The following is a 23,105-nucleotide window of genomic DNA, read 5'->3' on the forward strand; positions in this document are numbered from 1 at the left end:
CTCTACCAGAAGCTTTAGCTAGCGATCGACAACACCCCACGCGGAGCCGTAATCACCCTCCAAAAGCTCCAAGAAAGGCCGAGCATCGAAAGCCTCCGGCCCGAGCACCCCTTCACCCGACCAAGTACCGTCGGCAAGCAATTCGAGAGCAATGACCGGATTGATTGCGGTCTGCCACACAACGGCTTGGCAGCCGTCTAGATTCATCGTGTGCTCGTTGTCTGCCACGTGATAATAGTATTTCGACGCGAACTCACCGTTCTTGGCGGTACCTCGGACCAGAACTCCTGCACAGGTCTTGCCTTTCATCTTTGGCCCAAGCGTTGCAGGGTCGGGCAAACACGCTGCTACCACATCACGGGGCGACACGTCTCCACCCTTCACGCTTACAGGGTCAGTTGAATCGAGCCCCAGCTTATTCAGAGTCTTCAATACATTGATGAATTCCTCGCCGAGACCGTACTTGAAGGCCACCTTTTTTGCGTTGATCCAACGCGGCATAAGTGATACTTCTTCGTGTTCAACATTGACGCACTCTACCTCTCCGATTCCTTCGGGGAACTCGAAGATTTCTGGGTCGCTGAACGGTTCAACTGCATACCAACCACGTTCACGGTCATAAAGTATCGGCGGGTTCAGGCACTCCTCGATCGTTGTCCAGATTGAGAAGGACGGGGCAAAGTCGTACCCTTCAACTTCCAGGTTCGCACCATCGAGGACACGAAGTTCATCAATCTCATCAAAGTCGACGTCTTGGGCATAGCGTGCTAGCACATCCGATAGCCCAGGTTCGACTCCAATTCCGACTACTGCGAGTAAACCCTGTTTTTCCCACTGGTCGGCCACCGCAAATTGATCGTCGCCGAGTTTGACGTTTACCTTTTCAAAAGGTACCTCTTCATGACGCTTGGATAGACTCATAGCCATATCGAGATAAGTCACACCGGCTTCGAAGCAAGCATCGAAGATGGGCATAACAAACCGCGGATCAACGGCATTGAGTACATGCGTAGCGCCGGTTGATTCGATCAGTTTTTTAATGGACTCCTTGCTGCCCGCATCGACCTCGCTCGCAGAGTACCGAGGATCGTTGAGCTCTTCGACAACCTTTTTCGCACGACTTAGGTCGTAGTCGGCGATCGTCAGAGTATTGAAGAATTTACGGCGGCTAGCGATTTTAGCTGCAGCGGTGCCGACGCCACCGGCACCAAGAATCAAGATATTCATGATTTTCCTTTCCATTCCGGGAGGTCGACCCGTTCCTCGATGCCAACTGCTTTCAATCGCGCAGTGATCTGCATACTCGAGGGGGTTAAGAGAGGGGTACTACGAAGTTCGGTGTCCGGTTCGTGTTTACTCTGGAACTTTCACCTCCGTGTCCCGATTCAGTGACTGACGGTGGAAGTACGGTTTGGCTTGTGGGTTTAGGCCCCACGCCACCATGACCAGGACACCGATTAACAGGGCGATCACAACGGTCACAAAGACGCCGGAGACTCCAAACAGACTCGTTGCACCATATTCGGGATCAAGCATGGCCCAGAGTGAGTACAGCAATACGCCTGTCATCATCAGCCCGCCGACCAGCGGGAAAACCAGCCGGAAAATGATATTGCGGGCTGAATCAAATATGCTCTTGCGGAAGTAGACGATGCACGCGAACGAGGTGATCGCGTAATAAGAGGCGACTGCGACGCTGGTAGCCTCGACCGTGTCTTCAAGCATCGATTCGCTGAACGTCTTCATAATGACGTAGAAAGCCGCGGATGCCGCCCCCATCGCAAGCGTCGACACTGAGGGTGTCTTATATTTCGGATGTACATTGCTGAATGACTTGGGCAGTGCACGGTAAACGGCCATTGCGAATGTCCCACGGGCCGTCGGAAGAATTGTCGTCTGACATGTAGCAAGTGCCGAAATAGCAACTGCTAGCACCAGGAGCCATCCAAGTGGCCCTAGGGCTGCTTCGCGGAGTGCGAAAAACACATCGTCACTGTGTTCAGGATTCGCGAGTCCAATCCCAGCGTCTCCTGCTCCGGCGTAAAGGATCGCAAACACGGATACGATGACGTAGGTCGCTACTAGTAGGAAGCTGGATAGGACTGCCGCGCGCCCCGGAGTTTTAAGAGGGTTTTTCGTTTCCTCGGCCATGGATAGACATGTATCCCAGCCCCAGTAAATAAAGAGGCAAAGCAGGACACCTTGAATAAACCCGTCCAAGCTTGAAACCGCGAATGGGTTGAACCAGTTCCAACTGAATTCGAGAGCCGGAGGATTGTGCACCAGATGCCATCCGATACCGAAAACTAGAGCAAAAACTGCGAAATATTGAATCGCAATCAGCACCCACTGCGTGGTATTGCCTGCCTCGACATTCTTCAGCGATATCCAGGTCATCGCGGCGATCATCAGCACACCAGTTGCAGTAACCAACAACTCGTTATCGGCCAGCGAGCCGTCGCCAATTAATAGCCACAGGTACTTTGCCGCGATTTCGGTTTGGTTCGCCATGACTACGACGCCAGCTACCACGACGCCCCAGCCTGCCATCCAACCCGTTCGAGGCCCAAAGGCTTTTGCAGCCCAAGTGAAGGCCGTACCGCTGTCAGGTACGTCCGTGGACAACTCCTTGTATGCGAAGGCAGTAAGCAGCATCGGAATAAATGCTGCGATGAATGCGACGGGTGCTTGGGCTCCAACCGCGATGACCACGAATCCTAGAGTCGCTGCCAAGGAGTACATGGGAGCGGTCGAAGATATTCCGATGACAGTCGAGGTCGCTAGGCCGATCTTTCCCGCGGCCAACCCCTTACCTTCAATGGCCCCTCCAATGGGGCCTCCACTTTCTGATGTCAAAATTTTCTCGCTCACAACACTCCCTCCAGAGTTGTGTAGATCACTTATTTGGCCGTGAGCCTACCGACGTGCCGGTCGGTTCACAAGGGTTTGAGAACAAAATTATGACGAAATGCCCCCAACCTAGGGTGATGGCCTCGAGTTTCAGAAATAAGGAAACAAAGTCAATTGGCTGGCTCGATCACGCCGATCGTCACTGATCTAACCAGCTAACACGAACCCCATCGCAACCGAGATAACGGACAGTTCACAAAACTCCATCTACCTGGCTTATTGGCCGAACTTGGATTTTCCAACCTTAGTTAACGATCACTTTGACGACTGCCCGCACGAACATCCCCAAAGGCAATTAGCAATGCAACCAACCTCCCCCTAAATGAGGCAGTCCCTGAATCGAAAAGCTTTACTAACAAAGTGCCATTCTTGAAGGACTGCTTCTCCGGATTCCGACAACTCATAACGATTCTGTTCAGCTAGTATGCCGTGGTATCAGTAGTCATTAATTCAGATGACCTTTCGAACGATTTGCTAGCGCACGGACCTACAACCCAGGAGACACGGCCGGACATACAACCCGGATGTCAACACCCAGGTTTCACCAACCGATTGATGCCTCAACCCATCACCGCTGGTGTGCATGCTGTCTATGGTCAGCTGGAGGCAGTCCGACTCACTATTGTTTGGCAGCCGAATATCAGAAGGCCCGCCCGCTAACGTCTGTGTAATCTTTGTAGTGTTTCGAATAGACGCTTAATTCCTTCTGCCTACGGTGCCCGACGTAAGGAGCCTCCAATAAGCCACGAAGACATGTTTGCCAACGCCCGCTTCCCTCAGGGCGAGGGCGGCAAAGCCGCACTAAGCCACATGAATGAGGCCCACAATGAGGGAACGCGCTGGGCCTTAGCCCCACTAGATATCGCTGACGATTCCCAGGTTCTGGATATTGGGTGCGGTGGTGGCTTAGCAATGAGCCTGCTGCGTCAGAAGTTCAATGGTGGTGTCGTCGCTGGGGTGGACTATTCCCCCACTGCGGTTGAAGAAACCACCAAGTTCAATATGTCAGCCGTCGAACGTGGCGACTGCACGGTGACACAAGGATCGGTCTCCGAATTGCCCTTCGAGGACAGCCACTTTGATCTGGTCACGGCTTTTGAGACCGTCTACTTCTGGCCAGAGCTAACCCAAGACTTCGAAGAGGTACTTAGGGTGCTTCGCCCGGGCGGAAAATTCCTTATCTTTAATGCCACGGATGGGCTGACCAAAGAACATGAGTCCTGGGCCGAGCAGATTGAAGGCATGCGGATCTATACCGTCGATGAGCTTTGTGCGACGCTGCGGCAAGCCGGGTTTGAGGAGCCAGGGGTGGATACCTGTGAGGGTAAGTCGTGGATAAGGGTTGTCGCCAGGAAGCCTTAGCACAGGTTTTGACGGCGCGCCTCCACCGCTGCGAGTTGCTTGCGGGTTAGCTTGATGTTCGTGAGCAATTCCGATGCCCCGAACAGTGATCAGCGCCCCGGCAATGTGCGGGCGCTTCGCTTAAGCGACGACGCTAGCGCCAAGCCCGCCAATAACGAGCCGAAGGCCGGTGACAGCGAAGGAACTCCGCGGATCTTCTCTGAAGCGGTGGAGTCTATGCATGCTGCGCAGTTGCGTTCGGAGATCACATTGGGAACTATCCGCCCACCACAGCGCCTTGCGCCTTTTAGCCATGCTGTTGGCCTAGAAGTAGACCGCAGTGAGGGTAATGGGAGTTTGCAGGACTCTGAAGGCGATGCTTTTGGCCGCCTGATTTTGCTGCATGATCCTAAGGCTGAGGATGCGTGGGAAGGTTCCATGCGTCTGGTGGCCTATATCCAAGCGGATATGGATGATGAGGTTGCCGGCGATCCGCTCCTGCCAGATGTGGCGTGGCAATGGCTCAATGAGGGATTGGCTCAAGAAGATGCGCAGTTCACCAATCTTGGTGGCACGGTGACGTCGACGGCGTCGGTTCGTTTCGGGGAAATTGGTGGCCCACCGAGGGCCTATCAATTGGAAATGCGGGCCTCGTGGACGGCATCGGGAGCTAATTTGGCGCCACATGTGGAGGCTTTTGCTACGGTGCTAGCTAATGTGGCGGGGTTGCCGCCGGTGGGTGTGACCCAGCTGAGTCACTAGAGTGAGTCTCATGGATTCCCAGCAGGCTCGACCTCAGCATCAGCTTCTTCGTAGTCCAGAAGAACTCCAAGGCTTTGCCCACGACTTAGCCAACACCCCGCCAGAACCTTTAGCGGTGGATACCGAGCGCGCATCGGGGATTCATTATGATGATCGCGCCTTTTTGATTCAGGTGAACTCTGATGAGCTGGGGACTCAGCTGGTTGATCCGGATGCACACCGGGATCAGGTGGGGGAAATATTGGGTCGCGAGTTTAATAAACGCGAATGGGTGCTTCATGATGCGACGGGGGATCTGCCGTGTTTGGCATGGTTGGGGCTTTATCCAGCGAAGCTTTTTGATACTCAATTAGCTGCGGCTTTGGCCGGGCAGAGCAAGCTTTCTTTGATTGGGTTGACTGAGGATCTTTTAGGGATTGAGATCTCGAAGAATCACCAGGCAGAGAATTGGTCGGTGCGCCCCATACCGGAATCGTGGTTGCGTTATGCCGCAGCGGATGTGGATAACCTGCTCGATATTGCGGGAATCTTAGAGGAGATCTTGGATTCCCAGGGCCGCTTGGAGTGGTTGGAGCAAGAGTGTGAGCACCGGCGATTGATGTTCGCCGATGTTGACTCCCCTACCCCACGGACCTTGGAGCAGGCTAAGGGTTATACGCGGATTAGGCATGGCAAGCAGCGCGCGGTGTTTAAGGCGATCTGGGAGGATCGTGAAGAAGAAGCCCGCAGCCGGGATGTAGCCCCCACCAGGATTTTGTCGGATCGAGTGTTAGCGCAGGTTGCTGAAGCTACGCCGAAGACCTATCGCGAGTTTGAAAAGATTGTGAAACCTGCTGGGCGTAGGCCCGGGCGGAATGTGACGGTACCGAATATGGCGCAGGTACGGCGCTGGTGGGAAGCCATTGAGCGTGCTTATAAGGCGGGTTCTAAGAGCTGGCCTGGGCCGGTGGCGGTGGATTATGGCTCAGGGACATATCCACCGAAGAATCGGAATTGGCAGCAGGATGATCCTGAGAGCTATGAGGCCTTCCAGGAAGTATCGGAACGCCGCAATGAGTTGGCACAGGACTTAGGCATTGACCCGGCACTGATTCTGGGCACTAAGCCCTTGGCCATGATCGTGTGGCGGCTAAGCCAGGGCGAAGGTGGCGTGGAGGAGCTGATGGATGGCCGGGATATGCGGCCATGGCAAAAGGATTTGATGCGCCCTATTTTGGCCGAGGAGTTCTAAGGCCCTAAAGTTTTGGGGATTCCTGTGTTTTAGCGAGCCTCGCTGATCTCCTCCAGCGCCGTGCGGACCGTCTCGACAATGCCTTCGGGGGTCAGCCCGATCTCGGATAAAAGCTCCCCGCGCCCGGCGTGTTCCGGGAAATAGGAGGGGAAGCCGCAGTGGCGGATGGGGATGTCGAGGTCGCTGGCGGCGAGTGCCTCGGCGATAAGTGAGCCGATGCCGCCGCGGATGACGCCGTCTTCGACGGTGATGATGAGGTCGAAGTCGGCGGAAAGTTCAATCAGGCCTGGGTTGATGGGGGCGACCCAGCGGGGGTCGACAACGGTGACCGCACAGTCTTCGGCGAGCGTGGTGGCTGCCTTTAAACAGGATTCGCTGAGTGCACCGATGCTGATGATGAGCACCTTGGGGGCGTCATCGTCTTCGGCGGTTGCGCGGTGGAGGATGTCCAGGCCGGCGTGGGTGTCGATCGCGGGGATGGGGTCGGGGCGGTCGCCCTTGGGGAAGCGGACGACGGTGGGGCCATCTTCGATGTTGATGGCTTCGTTGAAGAGTTCGGAGAGGCGTTCGCCGTCGCGGGGGGCGGCGATGCGGGCACCGGGGACGGTGGAGACCAGGGAGAGGTCCCACACGCCATTGTGGGAGGCGCCGTCAGAGCCGGTGACACCGGAGCGATCCAGCACCAGGGTAACGGGTTGATCAAGCAGCGCAACGTCCATAAGGAGCTGGTCGAAGGCGCGGTTGAGGAACGTCGAATAGAGCGCCACGACGGGGTGCATGCCACCAAGGGCGAGGCCCGCAGCGGAGGTAAGGGCGTGGGCTTCGGCGATGCCGACGTCGAAGAAACGCTCCGGGAATTTTTCGGCGAAGGGTGCGAGCCCGGTGGGACCGGACATGGCGGCGGTGATGGCGACAATATCTTCGCGTTTTTCGCCGGCCTTGATGAGTTCTTCGGAAAATAGTGCCGTCCAGCCGGGACGTGAGGTGGACTTGGGTTTGCCGGTGACCGGGTCGATGATCCCGGTGGAGTGCATGAGTTCGGCGGTGTCGTTTTCCGCAGGGGCGAAGCCGCGGCCTTTTTCGGTGACGGCGTGGACGATGACGGGGCCGTCATAGTCGCGGGCGTAGGTGAAGGCCTCATGCAGGGCTTCAAGATCGTGGCCATCGACGGGGCCCACGTATTTCATCCCGAGTTCGGGGAACATTTCGGTGGGGATGACGGTGGATTTTACGCCTTCTTTGAAGGCATGGAGCGCTTCGAAGGTGCGCTTGCCGACCCACCCCATGGAGTTGAGGGTGGATTTGCCTTGTTCCATGACGCGGTCATAGAAGCTTTGCATGCGCAGGCGCGCGAGGTTTTCGGCGAAACCACCGATGGTGGGTGAATAAGAGCGGCCGTTGTCATTAACAACGATGACGACATTGCGATCACCGGCGGCGATATTATTGAGCGCTTCCCAGCACATGCCGCCGGTTAAGGCACCATCGCCGACGACAGCAACGACGTTGCGTTCTTGAGGCTTATCGTTATTGGCTGCGGCTAGGCGACCCGGAAGTGGGATGGTGGGGCGGAAACGCTCCGAACCTTTAGCGCGGGAGGATGCGCGGCGATTATCTTCCGCGTTGTCTTGCGCTTCGGTCTGTTCGCCTTCAGCTTCTTTGGCCTTGAGCTTGTCCTGGATGGAGTAGGCCTTGGAGAGCCCATCGGCGTAGGACAAAGCTGCAGAAGCGTGGGAAGATTCGGTCCAGTCGTGCTCAGATTCGCTACGGGAGGTGTAACCGGACAAACCACCTTTTTGGCGCAGTTGATCAAACCCGGCGGCACGGCCGGTGATGATCTTGTGCACATAGGATTGGTGGCTGGTGTCGAAGATGATCGGCTCGTAGGGGGAATCGAATACGCGGTGTAGGGCGAGCGTCAATTCCACGACCCCTAGGTTTGGTCCTAGGTGCCCGCCGGTGGCGGAAACTTTTTCCACCAGGAATTGGCGGATCTCATCGGCTAGTTCAGCGAGTTGTTGGTCGCTGAGCCGGCGAATATCTGCTGGCGAGGAAATGCGCTTCAAAATCCCCATATGGGCCGGTTCGCTCCTTTGCGCTTTAAGGAAGGTTCAACTTCACGGGGTTAGGGCACGATCTTTTCCAGCAATGCCACAGGTGGTGGCACTGAGGTGGGTCAGTCTTGATACAGCATACCCGCGAGCCCTTGGTTTTTTGGGGTCCTGGGGCGGAGTTGAGCCCCCGGAGTTGTGTACCGCGGGGATACAACACCGCAGCCTGCACGCTCGTACATGTGTACGTGAGCCTAGTTGACGTGCTGCTCATAGGGTGCACTAACCCGGCTGGGTGCTTGCTGTGAGGTGGATGTGGCCCGGATGAGGGGTGGGTGATCAGTGGGTGTGTCCCGGGTGGAGAGTGGGTGGAGAGCGGGTGTCTGCCCAGGCGGTGTTTACGTAGGGGCGAGTTAGTGTGCCGTGGAAGGCGCGGTCCACACCCCGAGAGACTTGACCGGATGAGAGTGGATAAAGCAAAAGCACAGATTCCCAGTTGAGGGAACCTGCGCTTATGTAGTGTTAAGCCAGATTAGGAGCTACGCGGCTCGAGGTAGGCGAAGGTCTCAAAGTGATGGGTACCGGGGAAAGCATTAAAGAGATGCAGTTCCTTGAGCTGGTAGCCGCAGTCTTCACTGGTCCAGGCCTTCAGGTCGCGGGCTAAGGTGGCCGGGTCGCAACCAATGTGGATGACATGTGCCGGGTGTGCCTGGGCGATGGCTTTCACAACCTTCTCCCCTGCCCCGGTACGTGGCGGGTCGAGCACCACAGCGGTGGGGGCAGAAAGCCGGGCAATACCGGATTCCACTGCCTCATCAAGGAAGTGCACATCAAGAGCATCAAGGCAGGCTTGGTGGCGGCGAGTAGCGGCATGAGAGCGTTCCACTACCTGGATTTGGGTGTGGTCCTCCCCTAGCCCGCGGGCAATGGCCGGGGCGAAGACACCGACACCGCCATAAAGGTCCCAACCAACAAGGGTTTCTTTGCTGCGGGAATCGCCAAGCTCAGTGCCTTCATCTGCGCGGTATTTTTGGAGCAGCTCAGTAATGATCTGCGAATAGGCTGCCGGGGCCTCAACGTGGGCTTGCCAGAATGCGGCGGCCGGGACTTCGAAGTCGAAGCCTAAGACTTCTTGGTGTGCGGTACCAGAGCCTTCGAGAACGCGTTGGACACGTTCCATGCGGCGACCGCGGGCAGCTTTTTTGACCTCAACGATGTGGCGTTGATTATCAGAATCCAAGGCGAGGATCACTTCTGCGCCTGGGGTGAAGCGGTACTTAGGGTGCTCATCGAGAACACCTTCAGTAAGCGCTTCGGAAAGTTGTTGGCAGGTGATCTCTGGGATCACCGTATTAGAAGCAGCCTTGCGCAACCCGGCGCGGCCTTGTTCATCCACCCCGAGACGAGCACGGGTGCGCCACCCGGTGGTGGGTTGAAGGGCTTTGATCTGGATGGGCGGGAGGTTCTTCAGCCCACCGAGGCGTTCGAGTTGGTCGCGTAGGACCGTTTCTTTGATTTTGAGTTCGCCGGTTTCGCTTAAGGCGGAGAGATCGCAGCAGCCGGCTTTGTGCTCGTAGGCGGCACAGACAGTGCCCTCGGTGTCCCTTAGTGGCCCGGCGTTAAGGAGAGTGCGGGTGGTGGCTTCGGCGAAGCGTTTTTTGACTTTGGTGAGTTCGACTTCGACGGTGTCGCCGGGGAAGGCGTTATCGGCCATGATGACGCGGCCGTCATATAGGCCGATGCCGCGTCCGCCGTGGGCCATGCGGGTGATATCGAGGGTGATGATATCGCCGCGGTTGAGTTCAGTGGTGCTGGTTTCGGGTTGGGTCACCGAGGGTCATTCTCCTTTAGTTCCTCAGCAACGGTTGTTGAGGAGTGCGCTGGGTTATCAGCGTCTTGTGGGGTGTGGGGTGTTTCGTGTTCTTCCAGGACTTGGCCTGCTCGGCGGACCATGAAGATGGTGAATATGGTGACCAAGGCGGTCAGGGGCCAACCCATGATGATGCGGGTAATGGCAAGGGAGTTGGTGGCGTCTGCGTCATAGAGGCCGCGTTGGATATAGAAGCGCAGCCCAAAAACAATGGCCCAGGCGATGGTGGCCCAGGAGTAGGCGCGGCGCGCGGCTTTATCTTCTCGCCATTCGGTACCTTCACCGTTGAGGCCTTTCCACACCACGCCGATAATCGGCCAGCGCAGGATGACGGAGATAACCGAGATGATGGCGAAGACGAGGGATACCCAGATGCCGTAGAGGAAGTAGCCTTTGGCGTCGCCGGTTTTCCAGGCAATGAAGGCACCGATGGCTACCCCGATGATTCCGGAGATCGCGGGTTGGAGGTTTTCTTTGCGCACCAACCGCCAGATGCAGACCAATAGGGCGACGCCGAGGGCGGCGGCAAGGGCTGGGCCTAGTCCGTAGAGGTTATTAACGGGGACGAGCACCACGATGGGCAAGGTGGAGGCCACCAGTCCGGAGACCCCACCCATTTGTTCCAGCATGGTGGGTTCCGACTCAGTGGCTTCTAGTTGAGTCGCGTCAACCTCGGTGGCTTCTAACCCTGTGGCCGCTTGGGCTTCGGGGTTGGGTGCGCCGGGTGTGTTCGGGGTGTTGGGGCTACTCACTCGCTCTTCTCAGCTGAATCAGGGTTGGTATTGCCTTCGGCGCTTTCCACCGGAGTTTGGATGGGTTCGCTAGCACCTTGGTTGTTCTTGGCGCGTTCTTCCATGGCTTTATAGACCTGCTCAGAGAGCAGCTCTGGGAGCACCACGGGAAGGGAGTTGCCGGCAAGAACGGGGTCTGGGCCGCGGTAGACGAAGGTGCGGGCCGCGGTTTCCCGGGCTAGCACCGCCATTTCTTCTTCCTTATCTAAAGGTGCGGCACAGGTGATGCGCAGCATCCAGCGGGGGCCTTCAGCACCGATAATGCGAACCACGCCGTTTTCATTGCGGCCAACAACTTCTTTGCCGAAGAAGCCTTCTTGGATTTCGGTTTCCAGCCCGTCACGGACCATACCCTTTTCAATTTCGGGAATGGCTTCTTCCCATTGGCCGGAACTCAAGGGTGCGGCGAAGGCGACCGGGGTCATGCGCCCATAGGTGGTGACGATGTGGAGCATCTTGGGGCCTTGTTCGCCCATTTCCACCTGAACTTGGGAGCCGGTGGGAAGTGGCACGCGGATAGACCCTAGGTTCAAGATACCGAGTGCGAAGTCAGAGAAGTCGAAGTCGTCGATATCGAGAGTGTCACCATCGAAGGGGCCGGTGATCTTCTCGGAAGTATCGGCGTTATAGCCCGGTGTGACCCCAGGTGCGGTGTTCAGTGATGCGGCCTGGAACTCTGGGTCCTGGGCTTCAGCTTCCTGATTGGCTTCTTGGTTGTCGGCTTCGGGGAAGCTGCCGCCGCTAAAGCCACCGCCGGGGGTGTGCTCTTCGGGCTTTTCGTCTTTGTTCTTTCCAAATAGCCATGCCATAGGGCTTGGCCTCACTTCCTGTGTTTAAATCTTTTTCTTCTGTTTCAAGCTTATGGGGTTATTAGTGGACTCCGGTGGAGCCATAGCCGCCGGCGCCGCGTTGGGTCTCATCGAGTTCTGCTACTTCTTGGAAGCTGCAGAGCTCAACTTTTTGGACCACGAGCTGGGCGATGCGCATGCCGCGGGTGATTTCAATGGGGGTGTGCGGATCATGGTTAATAAGGCAGACTTTGATTTCCCCGCGGTAGCCAGCATCAATGGTGCCTGGGGTGTTAACCACGGATAAACCATGTTTGGCAGCTAAACCAGAGCGTGGGTGGATTAACCCTACGGTGCCTATAGGTAGTGCGATGGCAATACCGGTGGGCATGAGGGCCCGCTCGCCGGGGTTGAGGGTGAGGTCCTCAGTTGCGTAGAGATCTGCCCCGGCGTCTTCGGGGTGCGCGCGCTGCGGCATGGGCAGTTCGGGGTCTAGGCGATGAACCTGCACCACTACGTCTGGTTGCTTATTTTGCTCGTACACCTGAACCAGCCTACGTCAGTGTGGCGAAGTTTCTGGCCTTGGCAAGAGATTAGCTGGCATACCTCCCTTTAGGTTGCGTACTGAGATAAGGTGGTTCATTGTGACAAACCACGACGAAGCTCAAGCAGAAACCACGAACACCGCAGCAGCGAAAGCCGCGACGGTGCTGTATCGCGAGCGCCAATGGGTTCCTATTTATTGGTGGGTGCTCGCGGCCTTTGTGGTGGCGCTTCTCACCGCGCAGATGGGTGCGAACCGTTCCCTTTGGTGGACCTATATCCCTGGCTTTGTGTTCGCCTTCTTGGCGGTGTGGATTTTGCTGTCTCTTTCTTCTACCCGCATCACGGTGGAAGAAGACCCCGATGGCACCCGTTGGTTGCTCACCGGGCAAGCGCAATTACCGCATGATGTGGTGAGCCGTTCTTTGGCGGTACCGGCGAATGCGAAGCGCAATGCCATGGGTAGGCAATTAGATCCGGCAGCCTTTGTGGTCTCGCATGGGTGGATCCCAGAGATGGTGATGTTGGTACTTGATGATCCAGAGGACCCCACCCCTTATTGGTTGGTGGGATCGAAGAACCCGGAGAAGCTCTTAGGCGCCTTCCTCCCTGATCAAGTGGATGCGGCGACTGCGCACTTCCATGATGAGGATTAGATAGCAAGAACCCCGCTGGTAGTTACAGCGGGGTTTTCTTATGTGCAATCTCAGGCCCATGACGCAAGATAGGCGTGGCAGACCCGCATGGGGTGTGGACCTTCAGCAGATTTCACCGCGTGGGGTACGCGGGTCTCGGGGAAAGCTTTAGGCGCAGTCCATGCAGATCATGGAGCCGTCTTCTTCGGTGTGCGAGAGACGATTCTTGCGCTGCACCAGGTAGCAGCTGGAGCAGGTGAATTCGTTTTCGCGGCGCGGAACGAAGGTGACGGTGAGCTCTTCGCCGGAGAGGTCGGTAGTTGGCGGGGCGAAAGCTTCGACGATTTCGCCATCTTCATCCATGCCGGAGAAGGAAGTTTCCGCGGCCTTTAAGCCCTCGAGGGAATCGGTCTCCAACTCTTCGTCGGCGCGGGTGCGGGGGGTGTCATAATCGGTCGACATAGCTGGGTGCGTCCTTTCCGAAATCCGGGAATCGGCCCTAATAGGCGGGGCCGTGATGAACTCCTGGGTTAGCGCGCTAACGAGGCGCATATTAAGCGAAGAAAGTGAACTTGTCATATATGCAGGTCACGGAGGGTAAACCGGGCATAAATCGCGTGAATATGCGGGTTTTGTGCGCTGGGAAGCTACCAAAGTAGACAGCTTTGGAGAGTATTTCTACCTCAGTGGCTATAAAAACGCTCTTATTTCAAGAAAATGTGGCCAAAACGTGACTTAACTCATAGGCGTGGTGTGGTGGTGACCTCTTCCTTTAAGGGGGCGTGTGCCGGGTTAAGATACTTTGCATGTCTTCTAACATCGGATTCGGTATTGATATTGGTGGGTCGGGCATTAAAGGTGCCCGGGTGGATTTAGATAGCGGGGAGTTTGTTGGCGAACGCATCCGCATTGATACTCCGCAACCTGCCGTGCCGGAGGCCGTGGCCGCCACGGTGAAAGAAATTTTGGACCAAGCCGAATGGGATGGCCCAGTGGGGATTACCATGCCGGCGGTGATCTCTGGGCAGGTGGCGCATACCGCTGCGAATATTGATCCCAGCTGGATTGGCACCGATGTGCAGGAGCTTTTCTCCCGGCACCTAGATGGCCGCGAAGTAACCGTATTAAATGATGCGGATGCCGCAGGCATTGCCGAAGCCGTGTACGGCGATGAACGGGCCAGAAAAGGCAATGTCATTTTTCTCACCTTTGGCACCGGCATTGGTTCGGCATTTTTGGTAGATGGTCAGCTCTTCCCCAATACCGAATTGGGCCATATGGTCATCGACGGCAAGGAAGCTGAGCACCGCGCTTCTTCAGCGGTGAAGGAACGCAAGGGCTTGAGCTTTAAGCAGTGGGCCAAGCGCGTCTCGAAGGTGCTCAAGGCCTATGAGGTGCTCTTCTTCCCCACCCTATTTATCGTGGGTGGAGGCATTTCTCGTAAGCATGAGAAGTGGATTCCACTTCTTGATTGCACGACCACGGTGGTGCCAGCACAGCTGCGGAACCGCGCAGGCATTGTGGGTGCTGCGATGGCGGTACAACGGCACCTGCAGCCCTAAGGGGCCTCTCTATAGGGGCACGCCGAGGTGGGTGTAGGCGGGTAGCACAGTGTGAGCCACAAGGTGGTTGATAGCCGCTAAGTGGGTGAATTGTACGTGTGTACCTGCGAGGAATCTTCACGCTAGGTAGAGGGCGGGCACCCGCTTTGGGCGCAACTTGTCCTATACTGGGCGGTTGATTACGTGACGATCACTCACCCAGTGTCTGCGTTATCCCCAAAAGCAATGGTTTCGGTGACTCCTGCGGGAGTCTCTTTGGCGCCTTTGTGGCAGCTTATGCCCAGATTTTTCTTGGCATGAAACCGGTTGGCGGGAATAAGGCGGATCATTTTGGTGTTGAGGTCGCCAGTAGCGAGAACAGTATGTGGTTCTCAATGGTCGATAAGTGTAAGCGAAGCTGAAAGGGCGTCCGTGACAGCCACTGGAGCATCAGGCAAGGCACCCGCTGGTGAAGAGGCGGAGAAGACTACCGCCGACACCCCCGCGACCTCCACGAATGTGAAGAAGGTAGCCAAGAAGGCAGTAGCCAAGAAGACTGCAAAAAAGGCAGTGAAGAAGGCGGTGCGCAAAGCCACTCCGAAGACAAGCAGCACACCCGCTGCTGAGGTGACTGAAGCGACGGCTGACGCTGCTGCGGCTAGCGCTGCGGATAAGAAGGTTGCGGCTGCGGCTGATAAGGCTGCGGCGGAAGAGCCGGCAACCACTACCGCGAGCACCACCGCTGCCACCGGTACCGCTAAGAAGACCACCGCGAAGAAGGTTGCCAAGAAGGCCCCGGCGAAGAAAACCGCACGGAAGGTAACCAAGAAGGCCGCTAGCACCGCGGATTCGGGCAAGGCAGAAGCAGCGACGTCTAGCGATGCCACTGCTGACGCCGCAGCAGCAGATAATGCTGAGCCCACGGTCTCGGAGAGCGCAAAGAAAGCAGCACCAGCGAAGAAAACCGCCAAGAAGGTTGCCAAGAAAACCGCTCGGAAGGTGACCAAGAAGGCGGCACCTGCGAAGGAAGCTGCCACTGAAGCAGCTGCGGTTGAAGCTGAGGCTGCGGAAGAGGCGGAGAAGCCAGCTAAGAAGACTCCCGCCAAGAAGGCTCCGGCGAAGAAGACTGCGCGGAAGGTAGCTAAGAAGGCACCTGCGAAGGCTTCGGCGAAGACCGCGAAGGATGAGGAGCCGATCCTGGATCCGGAAGCGGAAGCCGAGGAGGCTTTGGCAACCGCCGCGGAGGCTTTGAAGCGCCCTGCGAAGAAGGCTCCGGCGAAGAAGAGCGCTAAGAAGGCTTCGCGTCCGGCAGCGGTGAAGCAGGCGGAGCCAGCCGCGTTGGATGATGATGATGACGATGATCCTTTGATCGATTCCAGTGTGGTGATCGGTGAGGATGATGAGGAAGCTGGCTACTCTGCGGTTCTAACCGATGATGAGGATTTTGCCGCGGATGATGACGCCGATGATGTAGCCCCCGTCGCCGATGATGATGTCGAAGACGAAGAGGACGACGAAGACGATGGCTCCAGTGTGTGGGATGAGGATGAATCCGCCGCACTGCGCCAGGCCCGTAAGGATGCGGAATTAACCGCGTCGGCTGACTCCGTTCGTGCTTATTTGAAGCAGATCGGTAAGGTTGCGCTGCTGAATGCCGAGCAGGAAGTGTCCTTGGCGAAGCGTATTGAGGCTGGTCTTTATGCCACCTACCGGATGGAGCAGATGGAGGAGGCCTTCGCTAATGGCGATAAGGATGCTCGTCTGACTCCGGCGGTGAAGCGTGATTTACGCGCAATTGCTCGTGATGGGCGTAAGGCGAAGAATCACCTGCTCGAGGCGAACCTGCGCCTGGTGGTGTCTTTGGCGAAGCGTTATACCGGTCGCGGCATGGCGTTTTTGGATTTGATCCAGGAAGGTAACTTGGGTCTGATCCGTGCGGTGGAGAAATTCGACTACACCAAGGGCTATAAGTTCTCTACCTATGCGACCTGGTGGATTCGTCAGGCGATTACCCGTGCCATGGCGGATCAGGCGCGTACCATCCGCATTCCGGTGCACATGGTGGAGGTCATTAATAAGCTGGGCCGCATCCAACGTGAGCTGCTGCAGGATTTGGGCCGTGAGCCCACCCCGCTGGAGTTGGCGAAGGAAATGGATATCACCGAGGAGAAGGTCCTCGAGATCCAGCAATATGCCCGCGAGCCGATCTCCCTGGACCAGACCATTGGTGATGAGGGTGACTCGCAGCTCGGTGACTTCATTGAAGACTCCGAAGCCGTAGTGGCTGTGGATGCGGTGAGCTTTACGCTGCTACAGGATCAGCTACAAGATGTGCTGCAAACCCTTTCTGAGCGTGAGGCTGGTGTGGTGCGCTTGCGCTTTGGTTTGACCGATGGCATGCCGCGCACTTTGGATGAGATCGGGCAGGTATATGGCGTGACCCGTGAGCGTATCCGCCAGATTGAGTCCAAGACCATGTCGAAGCTGCGGCACCCCTCGAGGTCGCAGGTTCTGCGCGACTACTTGGATTAGTGGTTGAGGCTTGTGGCTGAGGCTTTGAGGGCCCGGTGTTTTCCGTTGTGGGAAGTGCCGGGCCCTTTGCTACTTAACCCACCCTTTTTTGTTACTTAGCCCGGGAAGCCCGTGGGAATAAGGAAAGCGCTCCCCTAGCGTGCAGCACACCTCAAGTTAAGGCGGCAGCTCGCTGTGGGGAGCGATTAGCTATGTGGCCCTAGTTAGGGCTGGTTCGGAGGCTGGTAGCCCTGCGGGGGCTGCTGGCCCTGCGGGGGTTGCTGGCTCTGCGGGTGTTGCTGGCCGGAGTACGGTTCTTGTCCCGGGTAGTGGGGTTGGCCGTGTGGATCCTGCGAACCCAGTGGGACTTGCTGACCCTGCGGGGGTTGCTGCCCTTCCAGTGCCGAAACATGTTCGGGATAGGGCTGCGAAGGAATCTGGTTCCTCTTCGCAGCTTTCTTCCGCATCTTTTCTAACTGCTTTTCGGTGGGCTCCCAGCGTTGTTGGAGTCCCTTCTTACCATAGGACAAGCGACGATGCAGTGCTTCGAAAGGCCCTGGCTTGCCCGCGAGCTCCAAGCCGTAGCAAATAATCAAGGTAAGCACCCACACTCCCGCAGACCAAGCCAATGCCACCGCGGCACCTTGGTCGCGGCCAAGCCCGAGGCCAAAGCGGGTGACCAGGATGCTAAAGAGAATCGACTGCGCAATATAGCCGGTCATTGAGCGGCGCCCTAAAGCGCAAATGGGTTTGAGCCAGCCGGGAATCAGAGTTTGGGGATCAACACCTTCTTCGGCAGCGCGATTGAGGCGACGCTGGAAAGGCTCGGCGGCAAGAACAATAGCCGCGAGGATACCGGGGCCGGTCCAGGTTCCTGCCCATTCCACCACGAAGAAAAGAGACATAGGCACGAAGGCCTCAGCACCCCCGGAAGCCATCCGATCCATGAGGTTTTCACCGCTAAGCGACAGTGCGGTCGCGGCTGCGCCGGTGGCGATGCCGATAATCACAGCGATAATGACTGCACCCCAGAGCACCTTGCGGTATTGGTCAACGTTGTCCATGATGCGGCGGCGTGCTGCCACAAAACCGATAAGCACTAGCGGGAAGAGTTGTGGTGCAGCGAAGAACACTCCGAGACCTTGCGAGGCCACAACTAGGGGCGACCACGCTAACTGTTCCCCGTAGGTTTTCGCTGAGAAGCTCGGGCCGTTGGCATTCACGCTCATAGCGAAGCCACCGGCCTCACCGGATTGCGTGGCGAACCAGATCCCGACAATCGGTAGCACCACCATGATCACAACCGATAGTGCCGCCAACCCGGCGGCGATCCACAGCAGCCATTTATCTCTCAGCCCAATCAAAAGGGCCAAAAGCATGCCGAAGACACCGTAGAAGAACATGATGTCGCCGAAATAGAGGAAGACCATGTGCAGAATGCCGAACACCGCAAGCAGGCCATAGCGTTTGGCGATGGTCTTCATCGCTGCGGACCGCGGATAGTAGCGCCGCATGAGCGACAAGCTGATCATGCCTAAGCCATAGCCCAGCAAAGTGGTGAACATCGGCAGGCCGCGAACATTGAAGAAAAACGCGGTGAGAGCGATCGCGATTTTGTCGATGATGGAGTCGTTGACGACCGCACCTAAGACTGAGGTTGAGGTGTAGCCGTGGTCGCCGATACCTCCGTCTGCTGATAACCAGGTGGTCACGCCGTTGGCGCAGGCAATGCCTAAAAGCGTGAGGCCGCGGGCGGCGTCCGGGGCGATGAGGCGGCGGCGTGCGTTAGTTCTTTCCGCCTGTTGTGCATAGCTCATAGCAGTGTGGGGTTCTCTTAACTTTTTGATGGGATATGTGGGTGAAAAGCGAAAAGATACAAAGAAGTGCCGGGGGCGAGGGTGGCTGCGCCATGAGCGCTAGCTAGCCATGCATCCGGCACTTTCCGCGGAGACAAGAAGTTAGTTGGCGCCGGTCTTCTCCTCGAGGGTGCCCTGAACCTTTTCTTCGATGCACTTTTGGACAGCCTCTTTATCTTCAAGCTTCGTGCACTCTTGGAGGTCAGCGTCATTGAAGAAGTAGTACAGGCCGGCTGCGCCGATAGCCATGAGAATTGCCGTGATCAAACCAATGATGATCGCGGCCACCGACATCCCCATGCGGCGTTTACCGAACTCAATCTTGCGGGCCTTGACCACGCCAATGATGCCCAGAATCACGCCGACAATAGCGAAGGGCACAACCAGGGGCCCAAGCAAGAACATGGCCACAACCGAGACCACGGCGAAACCAAGAGCCCAGGGGGCAACCTTATTGATTTCTTCGGGTTGACCCCAGCCACCACCAGCGGGAGCAGCACCTGGGTAACCGCCCTCTGGGTAGCCATCTTCAGGGTATGCCCCACCCGGGTAAGCACCACCGGGGTATGCACCATCAGCTGCGGGTGCACCAGCAGCGGCACCCGTATAGGGGGCAGCACTTCCCGGCGCGCCACCTTCACCGGGGCGACCGGGGATCTCACTGCTAGCACTTGGGTACTCGGGGCCTTCGGACTGCGGGTAGACCGGCTCTTCATAGCGCGGGCTATCGAAGCCAGGTTCGGTAGGCTGAACGCCCTCAGTGGGCAGGTGCCCTTCCGGTGCTGCCTCATGGGCACCGCCCTGGTAGGCGTCGCTGTTGTTTAGGCTTCCGTTGTCCTTGTCGAAGGGGTTGGAGTTGGAAGGGTTCCGGCCTTCAGGAGTCGTCATACAGAAGTAGTCCTTATCTGAAATCTCAGGAAAAGCTGAAAATAGTCTGCGTTCAGGCTACCTGTGATCTACACCCAGCTGCATGTCAGGCCTTAGAATCGTATCGGATTTGTTATGTACGACCACCTAGAAACGATTTTTAGCAATTGTGATTGTGTTTAAATCTGGTCGACCACGAGCATGAGCACGACGCCTAGGAAGAAGACGATCATGCTGAGGAAAAGTCCGGCCATTGATCGGCCGAAGCGGGGTTTTCCAGAGTGCATCGCCACGCCCTTCACCAATCCGCCGAACCCAGCGAATGCTCCCAGCACAGCCAAGGCAATGCCCACGTAAGCGTAGCCAAGGGAGATAACTGCAACGGCACCAACTAGCGCCAGCCCGAAAGACCAGACAGCCCAGGAGTTGTTGTCCTCGACAGTATTGATGGCGTATCCATTGCCCTCACCATTGGTGGTTACCAGGTAGCCGGTATTGACACCGGCGGCGTTGAAGTGATTCGGGGCGGTAACCGGTGGGAAGGCGGCGGTGCTGGGCTTGTAGTCGTAGGCATCTGCACCAGGGGTGTGAGAGAAACCAGAGGTGTCGGCAGCTCCGGAGGTGGTCACGGCGAAGAACCTTCTTTCAAATCTTCAGGTTGCGCGATTGCGCTTAGGTTGCGCGATTGCGCTTAAGCATCTGTGCTCTACTGTATGGCCTTCACCGACCGGCTTACTCGCACTTTTTACGCTCTGACCTTTAGAAATAGCTCTCCATCTCAGGGGTACCTCAGTGGGGTCTATCGGCTTTCGCTCCGGCCTTAGAATCCTGTGCTTGAGCTTGGGTAACCCTGCTTGAGGTCGTAGAAAATTATTCCTCTTTGTGCGCTGGATGATCACCTGGTTTCTTGTCCTTCTCAGGGACTACCCGGAGCCAGCGCTATGAGATAAACCAGGGTTTCTTCAGTGCGCTCTATGGGAATGCGCGGCTACTTCCCTACCCTCTTTTGTGGTGGTTGGGGAAATAGGGAAAACCCTCAGCTCAACCACGGTGATGGTCAAACTGAGGGTTATGAAAGATTTAGCGGAAGATCGTGGAGTTCCTGCAGGCCTAGTTCGCGGCGACTACTTCAGCTTGAGTTTTAGAGTGGAACTATCCTCAATATCTCGCTGAGTCGCTCGGATCCGTTCCAAAAGGACCTCGTCGGTTTCAAGTGCCATGTATGAATTCAAAACGAGGATGAAGATGACCGCTGCTATTACCGTGACTGCGATGCCAAGTCCTTGTACGAACTGTGACTCGTGGCGCTGGCGCACCTGATAAGCCGTATATGCATTCACCAAGAAGGCCGCGAGGCAGAACCAGGTAGCCACACCCCACCGCAGGGAGACGTAGTCGTCGTACAAGACCGCATAGAACGCGTAGCCGTACATCAGAAGGCTAAGACCGATGGCGATATACACCCGCAGTGAATTGAAGCCAGGGGTTGCCAGACCACCCAGGAAGGGTTCTGCTTGTTGGTTCTCCTCGCTATTGCCGATGGAACGCTTCAGGCCTTCAGTTAATTGGCCGAAGATATTCTGAGTCTTCTTTTCCCCCGGCATCCCGGTGGCACCCGTCATGCCAGGTTGCATCATGCCAGCTTGTGCCATATTTGGCTGAGCCATCCCAGGCTGGGCCATCCCGGGCTGCACCATACCGGCCTGCATCATGCCGGGGTTGGTCACGCCTGGCTGTGCCATGCCCGGCTGTGCCATGACTTGTTGCATCATCGCGGGGTTCTGCATATTCGGCTGCATCATCCCGGCGTTGGGCATATTGGCTTGCATGAGGTTCGGATCTGCCATGGCCTGGTCGGACATGCCAGCAGGCGTAGTCTCATTATTTTGGTCCGTATTCTGCTCCGACATGTCCTGTCCTTCCAACATTGCGTCAATCGGCATTCCTGCCGTGGGGTTATTCATCTCTTCCGGCATGATCTCCGGCGATGAAGAATCCTCAAGTGGTTCTGGGTTTGAAGTTTCACTAGGTGGGTTGTGTTCTGCAGCCGCGTCGACGGGGAGCTCCACGTTGGTTTCATTAAGCCCACTATCTTCCTCGATAGTTGCGGCGCCAGTTTCAGTACTGGACTCTGGAGCCTCACCCAGGTTCGGATCCGGAGCTTCAAAGGAAGTCGTCTCCGCATTTGATGCATCCCAAGCATTGGGGTCAACGCCATCTGGGTTAATGCCTTGGGCGGCAGCAGCAGCCATAGCGGGATCAAACCCAGACATGCTGGGATCGAAGTTCTGGTTCATCATCGCGGCGGCCATATTCGGGTCGTACCCAGCCACGCTCGGGTCATACCCAGCCATATTCGGGTCGAAGCCGGCAGGATTTTGCGCAGCGAAGGCATTCGGATCAATGCCTTGCGGCGCAAGGAACTGCGGATCAAGACCTTGCGCAGCTGCTGCTTGGGCATCAAAGCTTTGCGGCATCGCACCTGCGGCCTGCGGATCAACGCCCTCTGCCCCAAAGTTCTCTTGGTTAACAAAACCCGCTTGAGCTAGAGCTTGCTGATCAAAACCTGCGGCAGCTGGGTCAAAGCCAGGCTGCATCGCCATGGGATCAACAGCCATTCCCGAGGCATCCACACCATCGGTTCCTACGGGGTAACTACCCATAGCGCCAACGCCGGCGGCACCGGCAGCACCAGCACCATTCGCTGCGCCACTGATGGCTACACCGCCCATCAGGTCGCTGTTCTTGGGCTCTTTGAGCCTACGGCTACCGAACTTAAAGGGACCGCGCAGATCCGGATTGGGGTTATCACTGGGTAATTGCCCGGGTTCGAAACGCCCGAGCTCTTCTAACTCGTTGTCTCTCGACTTTCTCATCTACTCCCGGGGCCTCTTCTTCGCATTCAAGGAACACATCTGCTTTCAGTAGCGTCATAAAATTCACAGGGTTGCCATTTGGTCGAATAGTGCGAGTAATTTTCCGGGCACATTGCGCCTTCATATTCTTAGCCATGTGCTCAAACACACAGCAGAATTTCGCACTTAAAGCTCAACCAAAAGTTCAACCCACTGCGCAAGCATAAAGGTCAACCACGTTCCAAGGCACCTCAACTAGACACCCCTCAACCCCCGAAAGTGCCTATATTTTCCCAGGCCACAGGCCTATTTACAGAAAACCTCAGTATCGCGCGGCCAGCCGAGGCATCTTTTCTTATACTCCCTGGCGTTGACCCACCCGCAGCATGCTCGCACCTAAAGTAAATTCTTATATTTCCCCTAAATAGTTTTCACGCCGCGCTAGGGCAACGCGCAAACCTGAAACTAAGAAAGGTGACTTTGAACACTTTATAGTTCAAGCCACCTGCTTCAGCCCCAGATTCACAGCCCAGCCGCTTAGCTCCAAGGCCCC

At 56.7% G+C, this 23,105-nt stretch carries 18 protein-coding genes; 6 read left to right on the top strand and 12 right to left on the bottom strand.

Annotated elements, in window-relative coordinates; genetic code table 11:
- Positions 1-18: 18 nt before the first annotated feature.
- Together BMZ01_RS08080 and BMZ01_RS08085 are read right to left on the bottom strand one after the other, a co-directional pair.
- Positions 19-1,227, bottom strand: coding sequence for a saccharopine dehydrogenase family protein (locus tag BMZ01_RS08080; protein WP_092286331.1), 1,209 nt, complete (start codon positions 1,225-1,227; stop codon positions 19-21).
- Between the two features lie 126 nt (positions 1,228-1,353).
- A complete protein-coding gene (locus BMZ01_RS08085) occupies positions 1,354-2,871 on the bottom strand; it encodes an APC family permease (RefSeq protein WP_218140943.1) in 1,518 nt (505 codons plus the stop codon).
- A 792-nt stretch (positions 2,872-3,663) separates the two neighbouring features.
- Here BMZ01_RS08085 and BMZ01_RS08090 point away from each other — a divergent pair.
- The 3 genes from BMZ01_RS08090 (at position 3,664) to BMZ01_RS08100 (ending at position 6,244) form a co-directional block, all read left to right on the top strand.
- On the top strand, positions 3,664-4,272 hold the full coding sequence (locus tag BMZ01_RS08090; RefSeq protein ID WP_092286272.1) for a class I SAM-dependent methyltransferase: 609 nt from the start codon (positions 3,664-3,666) through the stop codon (positions 4,270-4,272).
- A gap of 105 nt (positions 4,273-4,377) precedes the next feature.
- On the top strand, positions 4,378-5,013 hold the full coding sequence (locus tag BMZ01_RS08095; protein ID WP_223845892.1) for a DUF3000 domain-containing protein: 636 nt from the start codon (positions 4,378-4,380) through the stop codon (positions 5,011-5,013).
- Positions 5,014-5,023: 10 nt separating this feature from the next.
- Positions 5,024-6,244: an HRDC domain-containing protein gene (locus BMZ01_RS08100; RefSeq protein WP_092286276.1), complete on the top strand. Its 1,221-nt coding sequence runs from the start codon at positions 5,024-5,026 to the stop codon at positions 6,242-6,244.
- Positions 6,245-6,273: 29 nt separating this feature from the next.
- On the opposite strand, the gene BMZ01_RS08105 is transcribed toward BMZ01_RS08100, so the two are convergent.
- The 5 genes from BMZ01_RS08105 to dut all read right to left on the bottom strand — a co-directional run bounded on the left by BMZ01_RS08105 (position 6,274) and on the right by dut (position 12,288).
- Positions 6,274-8,319, bottom strand: a complete 2,046-nt coding sequence (locus BMZ01_RS08105) for a 1-deoxy-D-xylulose-5-phosphate synthase (protein ID WP_092286278.1) — start codon at positions 8,317-8,319, stop codon at positions 6,274-6,276.
- 508 nt (positions 8,320-8,827) lie between these two features.
- Positions 8,828-10,126 carry a class I SAM-dependent RNA methyltransferase gene (locus BMZ01_RS08110; RefSeq protein WP_223845889.1) on the bottom strand — a complete coding sequence of 433 codons (1,299 nt, stop codon included), beginning with the start codon at positions 10,124-10,126 and terminating at the stop codon, positions 8,828-8,830.
- On the bottom strand, positions 10,123-10,794 hold the full coding sequence (locus tag BMZ01_RS08115) for a DUF3159 domain-containing protein (RefSeq protein ID WP_092286337.1): 672 nt from the start codon (positions 10,792-10,794) through the stop codon (positions 10,123-10,125). Before BMZ01_RS08115 ends, BMZ01_RS08110 begins: the two co-directional genes overlap by 4 nt.
- A gap of 119 nt (positions 10,795-10,913) precedes the next feature.
- Entirely contained in the window at positions 10,914-11,765 is an 852-nt protein-coding gene (locus BMZ01_RS08120) for a DUF3710 domain-containing protein (protein WP_092286280.1), read from the bottom strand.
- A 61-nt stretch (positions 11,766-11,826) separates the two neighbouring features.
- Positions 11,827-12,288, bottom strand: a complete 462-nt coding sequence (gene dut / locus BMZ01_RS08125; protein ID WP_223845890.1) for a dUTP diphosphatase — start codon at positions 12,286-12,288, stop codon at positions 11,827-11,829.
- Positions 12,289-12,388: 100 nt separating this feature from the next.
- Here dut and BMZ01_RS08130 point away from each other — a divergent pair, with 100 nt between their 5' ends.
- Positions 12,389-12,943 carry a DUF3093 domain-containing protein gene (locus tag BMZ01_RS08130; RefSeq protein WP_190960498.1) on the top strand — a complete coding sequence of 185 codons (555 nt, stop codon included), beginning with the start codon at positions 12,389-12,391 and terminating at the stop codon, positions 12,941-12,943.
- A gap of 147 nt (positions 12,944-13,090) precedes the next feature.
- On the opposite strand, the gene BMZ01_RS08135 is transcribed toward BMZ01_RS08130, so the two are convergent.
- Complete coding sequence (locus BMZ01_RS08135; RefSeq protein WP_092286284.1) at positions 13,091-13,384, bottom strand: DUF4193 domain-containing protein; 294 nt, start codon at positions 13,382-13,384, stop codon at positions 13,091-13,093.
- A 344-nt stretch (positions 13,385-13,728) separates the two neighbouring features.
- Between BMZ01_RS08135 and ppgK the strand changes: the two genes are divergently transcribed.
- Both ppgK and BMZ01_RS08145 read left to right on the top strand, forming a co-directional pair.
- Complete coding sequence (ppgK, locus tag BMZ01_RS08140) at positions 13,729-14,484, top strand: polyphosphate--glucose phosphotransferase (protein WP_092286286.1); 756 nt, start codon at positions 13,729-13,731, stop codon at positions 14,482-14,484.
- Positions 14,485-14,895: 411 nt separating this feature from the next.
- Positions 14,896-16,995, top strand: coding sequence for an RNA polymerase sigma factor (locus BMZ01_RS08145; RefSeq protein WP_223845891.1), 2,100 nt, complete (start codon positions 14,896-14,898; stop codon positions 16,993-16,995).
- A 203-nt stretch (positions 16,996-17,198) separates the two neighbouring features.
- Here the strand turns inward: BMZ01_RS08145 and BMZ01_RS11215 are convergent, their stop codons facing one another.
- The 4 genes from BMZ01_RS11215 to BMZ01_RS08165 form a co-directional block, all read right to left on the bottom strand.
- Positions 17,199-18,791, bottom strand: a complete 1,593-nt coding sequence (locus BMZ01_RS11215) for a DUF418 domain-containing protein (protein WP_092286288.1) — start codon at positions 18,789-18,791, stop codon at positions 17,199-17,201.
- A gap of 141 nt (positions 18,792-18,932) precedes the next feature.
- Positions 18,933-19,718 (bottom strand): DUF4190 domain-containing protein, encoded by a 786-nt coding sequence (locus BMZ01_RS08155; protein ID WP_092286290.1) that lies wholly within the window; start codon positions 19,716-19,718, stop codon positions 18,933-18,935.
- Positions 19,719-19,876: 158 nt separating this feature from the next.
- Positions 19,877-20,326 (bottom strand): hypothetical protein, encoded by a 450-nt coding sequence (locus BMZ01_RS08160; protein WP_092286292.1) that lies wholly within the window; start codon positions 20,324-20,326, stop codon positions 19,877-19,879.
- A gap of 495 nt (positions 20,327-20,821) precedes the next feature.
- Positions 20,822-22,573, bottom strand: a complete 1,752-nt coding sequence (locus BMZ01_RS08165) for a hypothetical protein (protein ID WP_092286294.1) — start codon at positions 22,571-22,573, stop codon at positions 20,822-20,824.
- Positions 22,574-23,105 lie beyond the last annotated feature (532 nt).

Origin of the sequence: Corynebacterium spheniscorum (assembly GCF_900113445.1) — a bacterium.
Taxonomy (GTDB): Bacteria; Actinomycetota; Actinomycetes; order Mycobacteriales; family Mycobacteriaceae; genus Corynebacterium; species Corynebacterium spheniscorum.

Coding starts and splice junctions, on each gene's coding strand:
- BMZ01_RS08080 (WP_092286331.1), bottom strand. CDS start 1,227: ATGAATATCTTGATTCTTGGTGCCGGTGGCGTCGGCACCGCTGCAGCT.
- BMZ01_RS08090 (WP_092286272.1), top strand. CDS start 3,664: ATGTTTGCCAACGCCCGCTTCCCTCAGGGCGAGGGCGGCAAAGCCGCA.
- BMZ01_RS08100 (WP_092286276.1), top strand. CDS start 5,024: ATGGATTCCCAGCAGGCTCGACCTCAGCATCAGCTTCTTCGTAGTCCA.
- BMZ01_RS08105 (WP_092286278.1), bottom strand. CDS start 8,319: ATGGGGATTTTGAAGCGCATTTCCTCGCCAGCAGATATTCGCCGGCTC.
- BMZ01_RS08115 (WP_092286337.1), bottom strand. CDS start 10,794: ATGCTGGAACAAATGGGTGGGGTCTCCGGACTGGTGGCCTCCACCTTG.
- BMZ01_RS08120 (WP_092286280.1), bottom strand. CDS start 11,765: ATGGCATGGCTATTTGGAAAGAACAAAGACGAAAAGCCCGAAGAGCAC.
- BMZ01_RS08135 (WP_092286284.1), bottom strand. CDS start 13,384: ATGTCGACCGATTATGACACCCCCCGCACCCGCGCCGACGAAGAGTTG.
- ppgK (WP_092286286.1), top strand. CDS start 13,729: ATGTCTTCTAACATCGGATTCGGTATTGATATTGGTGGGTCGGGCATT.
- BMZ01_RS11215 (WP_092286288.1), bottom strand. CDS start 18,791: ATGAGCTATGCACAACAGGCGGAAAGAACTAACGCACGCCGCCGCCTC.
- BMZ01_RS08155 (WP_092286290.1), bottom strand. CDS start 19,718: ATGACGACTCCTGAAGGCCGGAACCCTTCCAACTCCAACCCCTTCGAC.
- BMZ01_RS08165 (WP_092286294.1), bottom strand. CDS start 22,573: ATGAGAAAGTCGAGAGACAACGAGTTAGAAGAGCTCGGGCGTTTCGAA.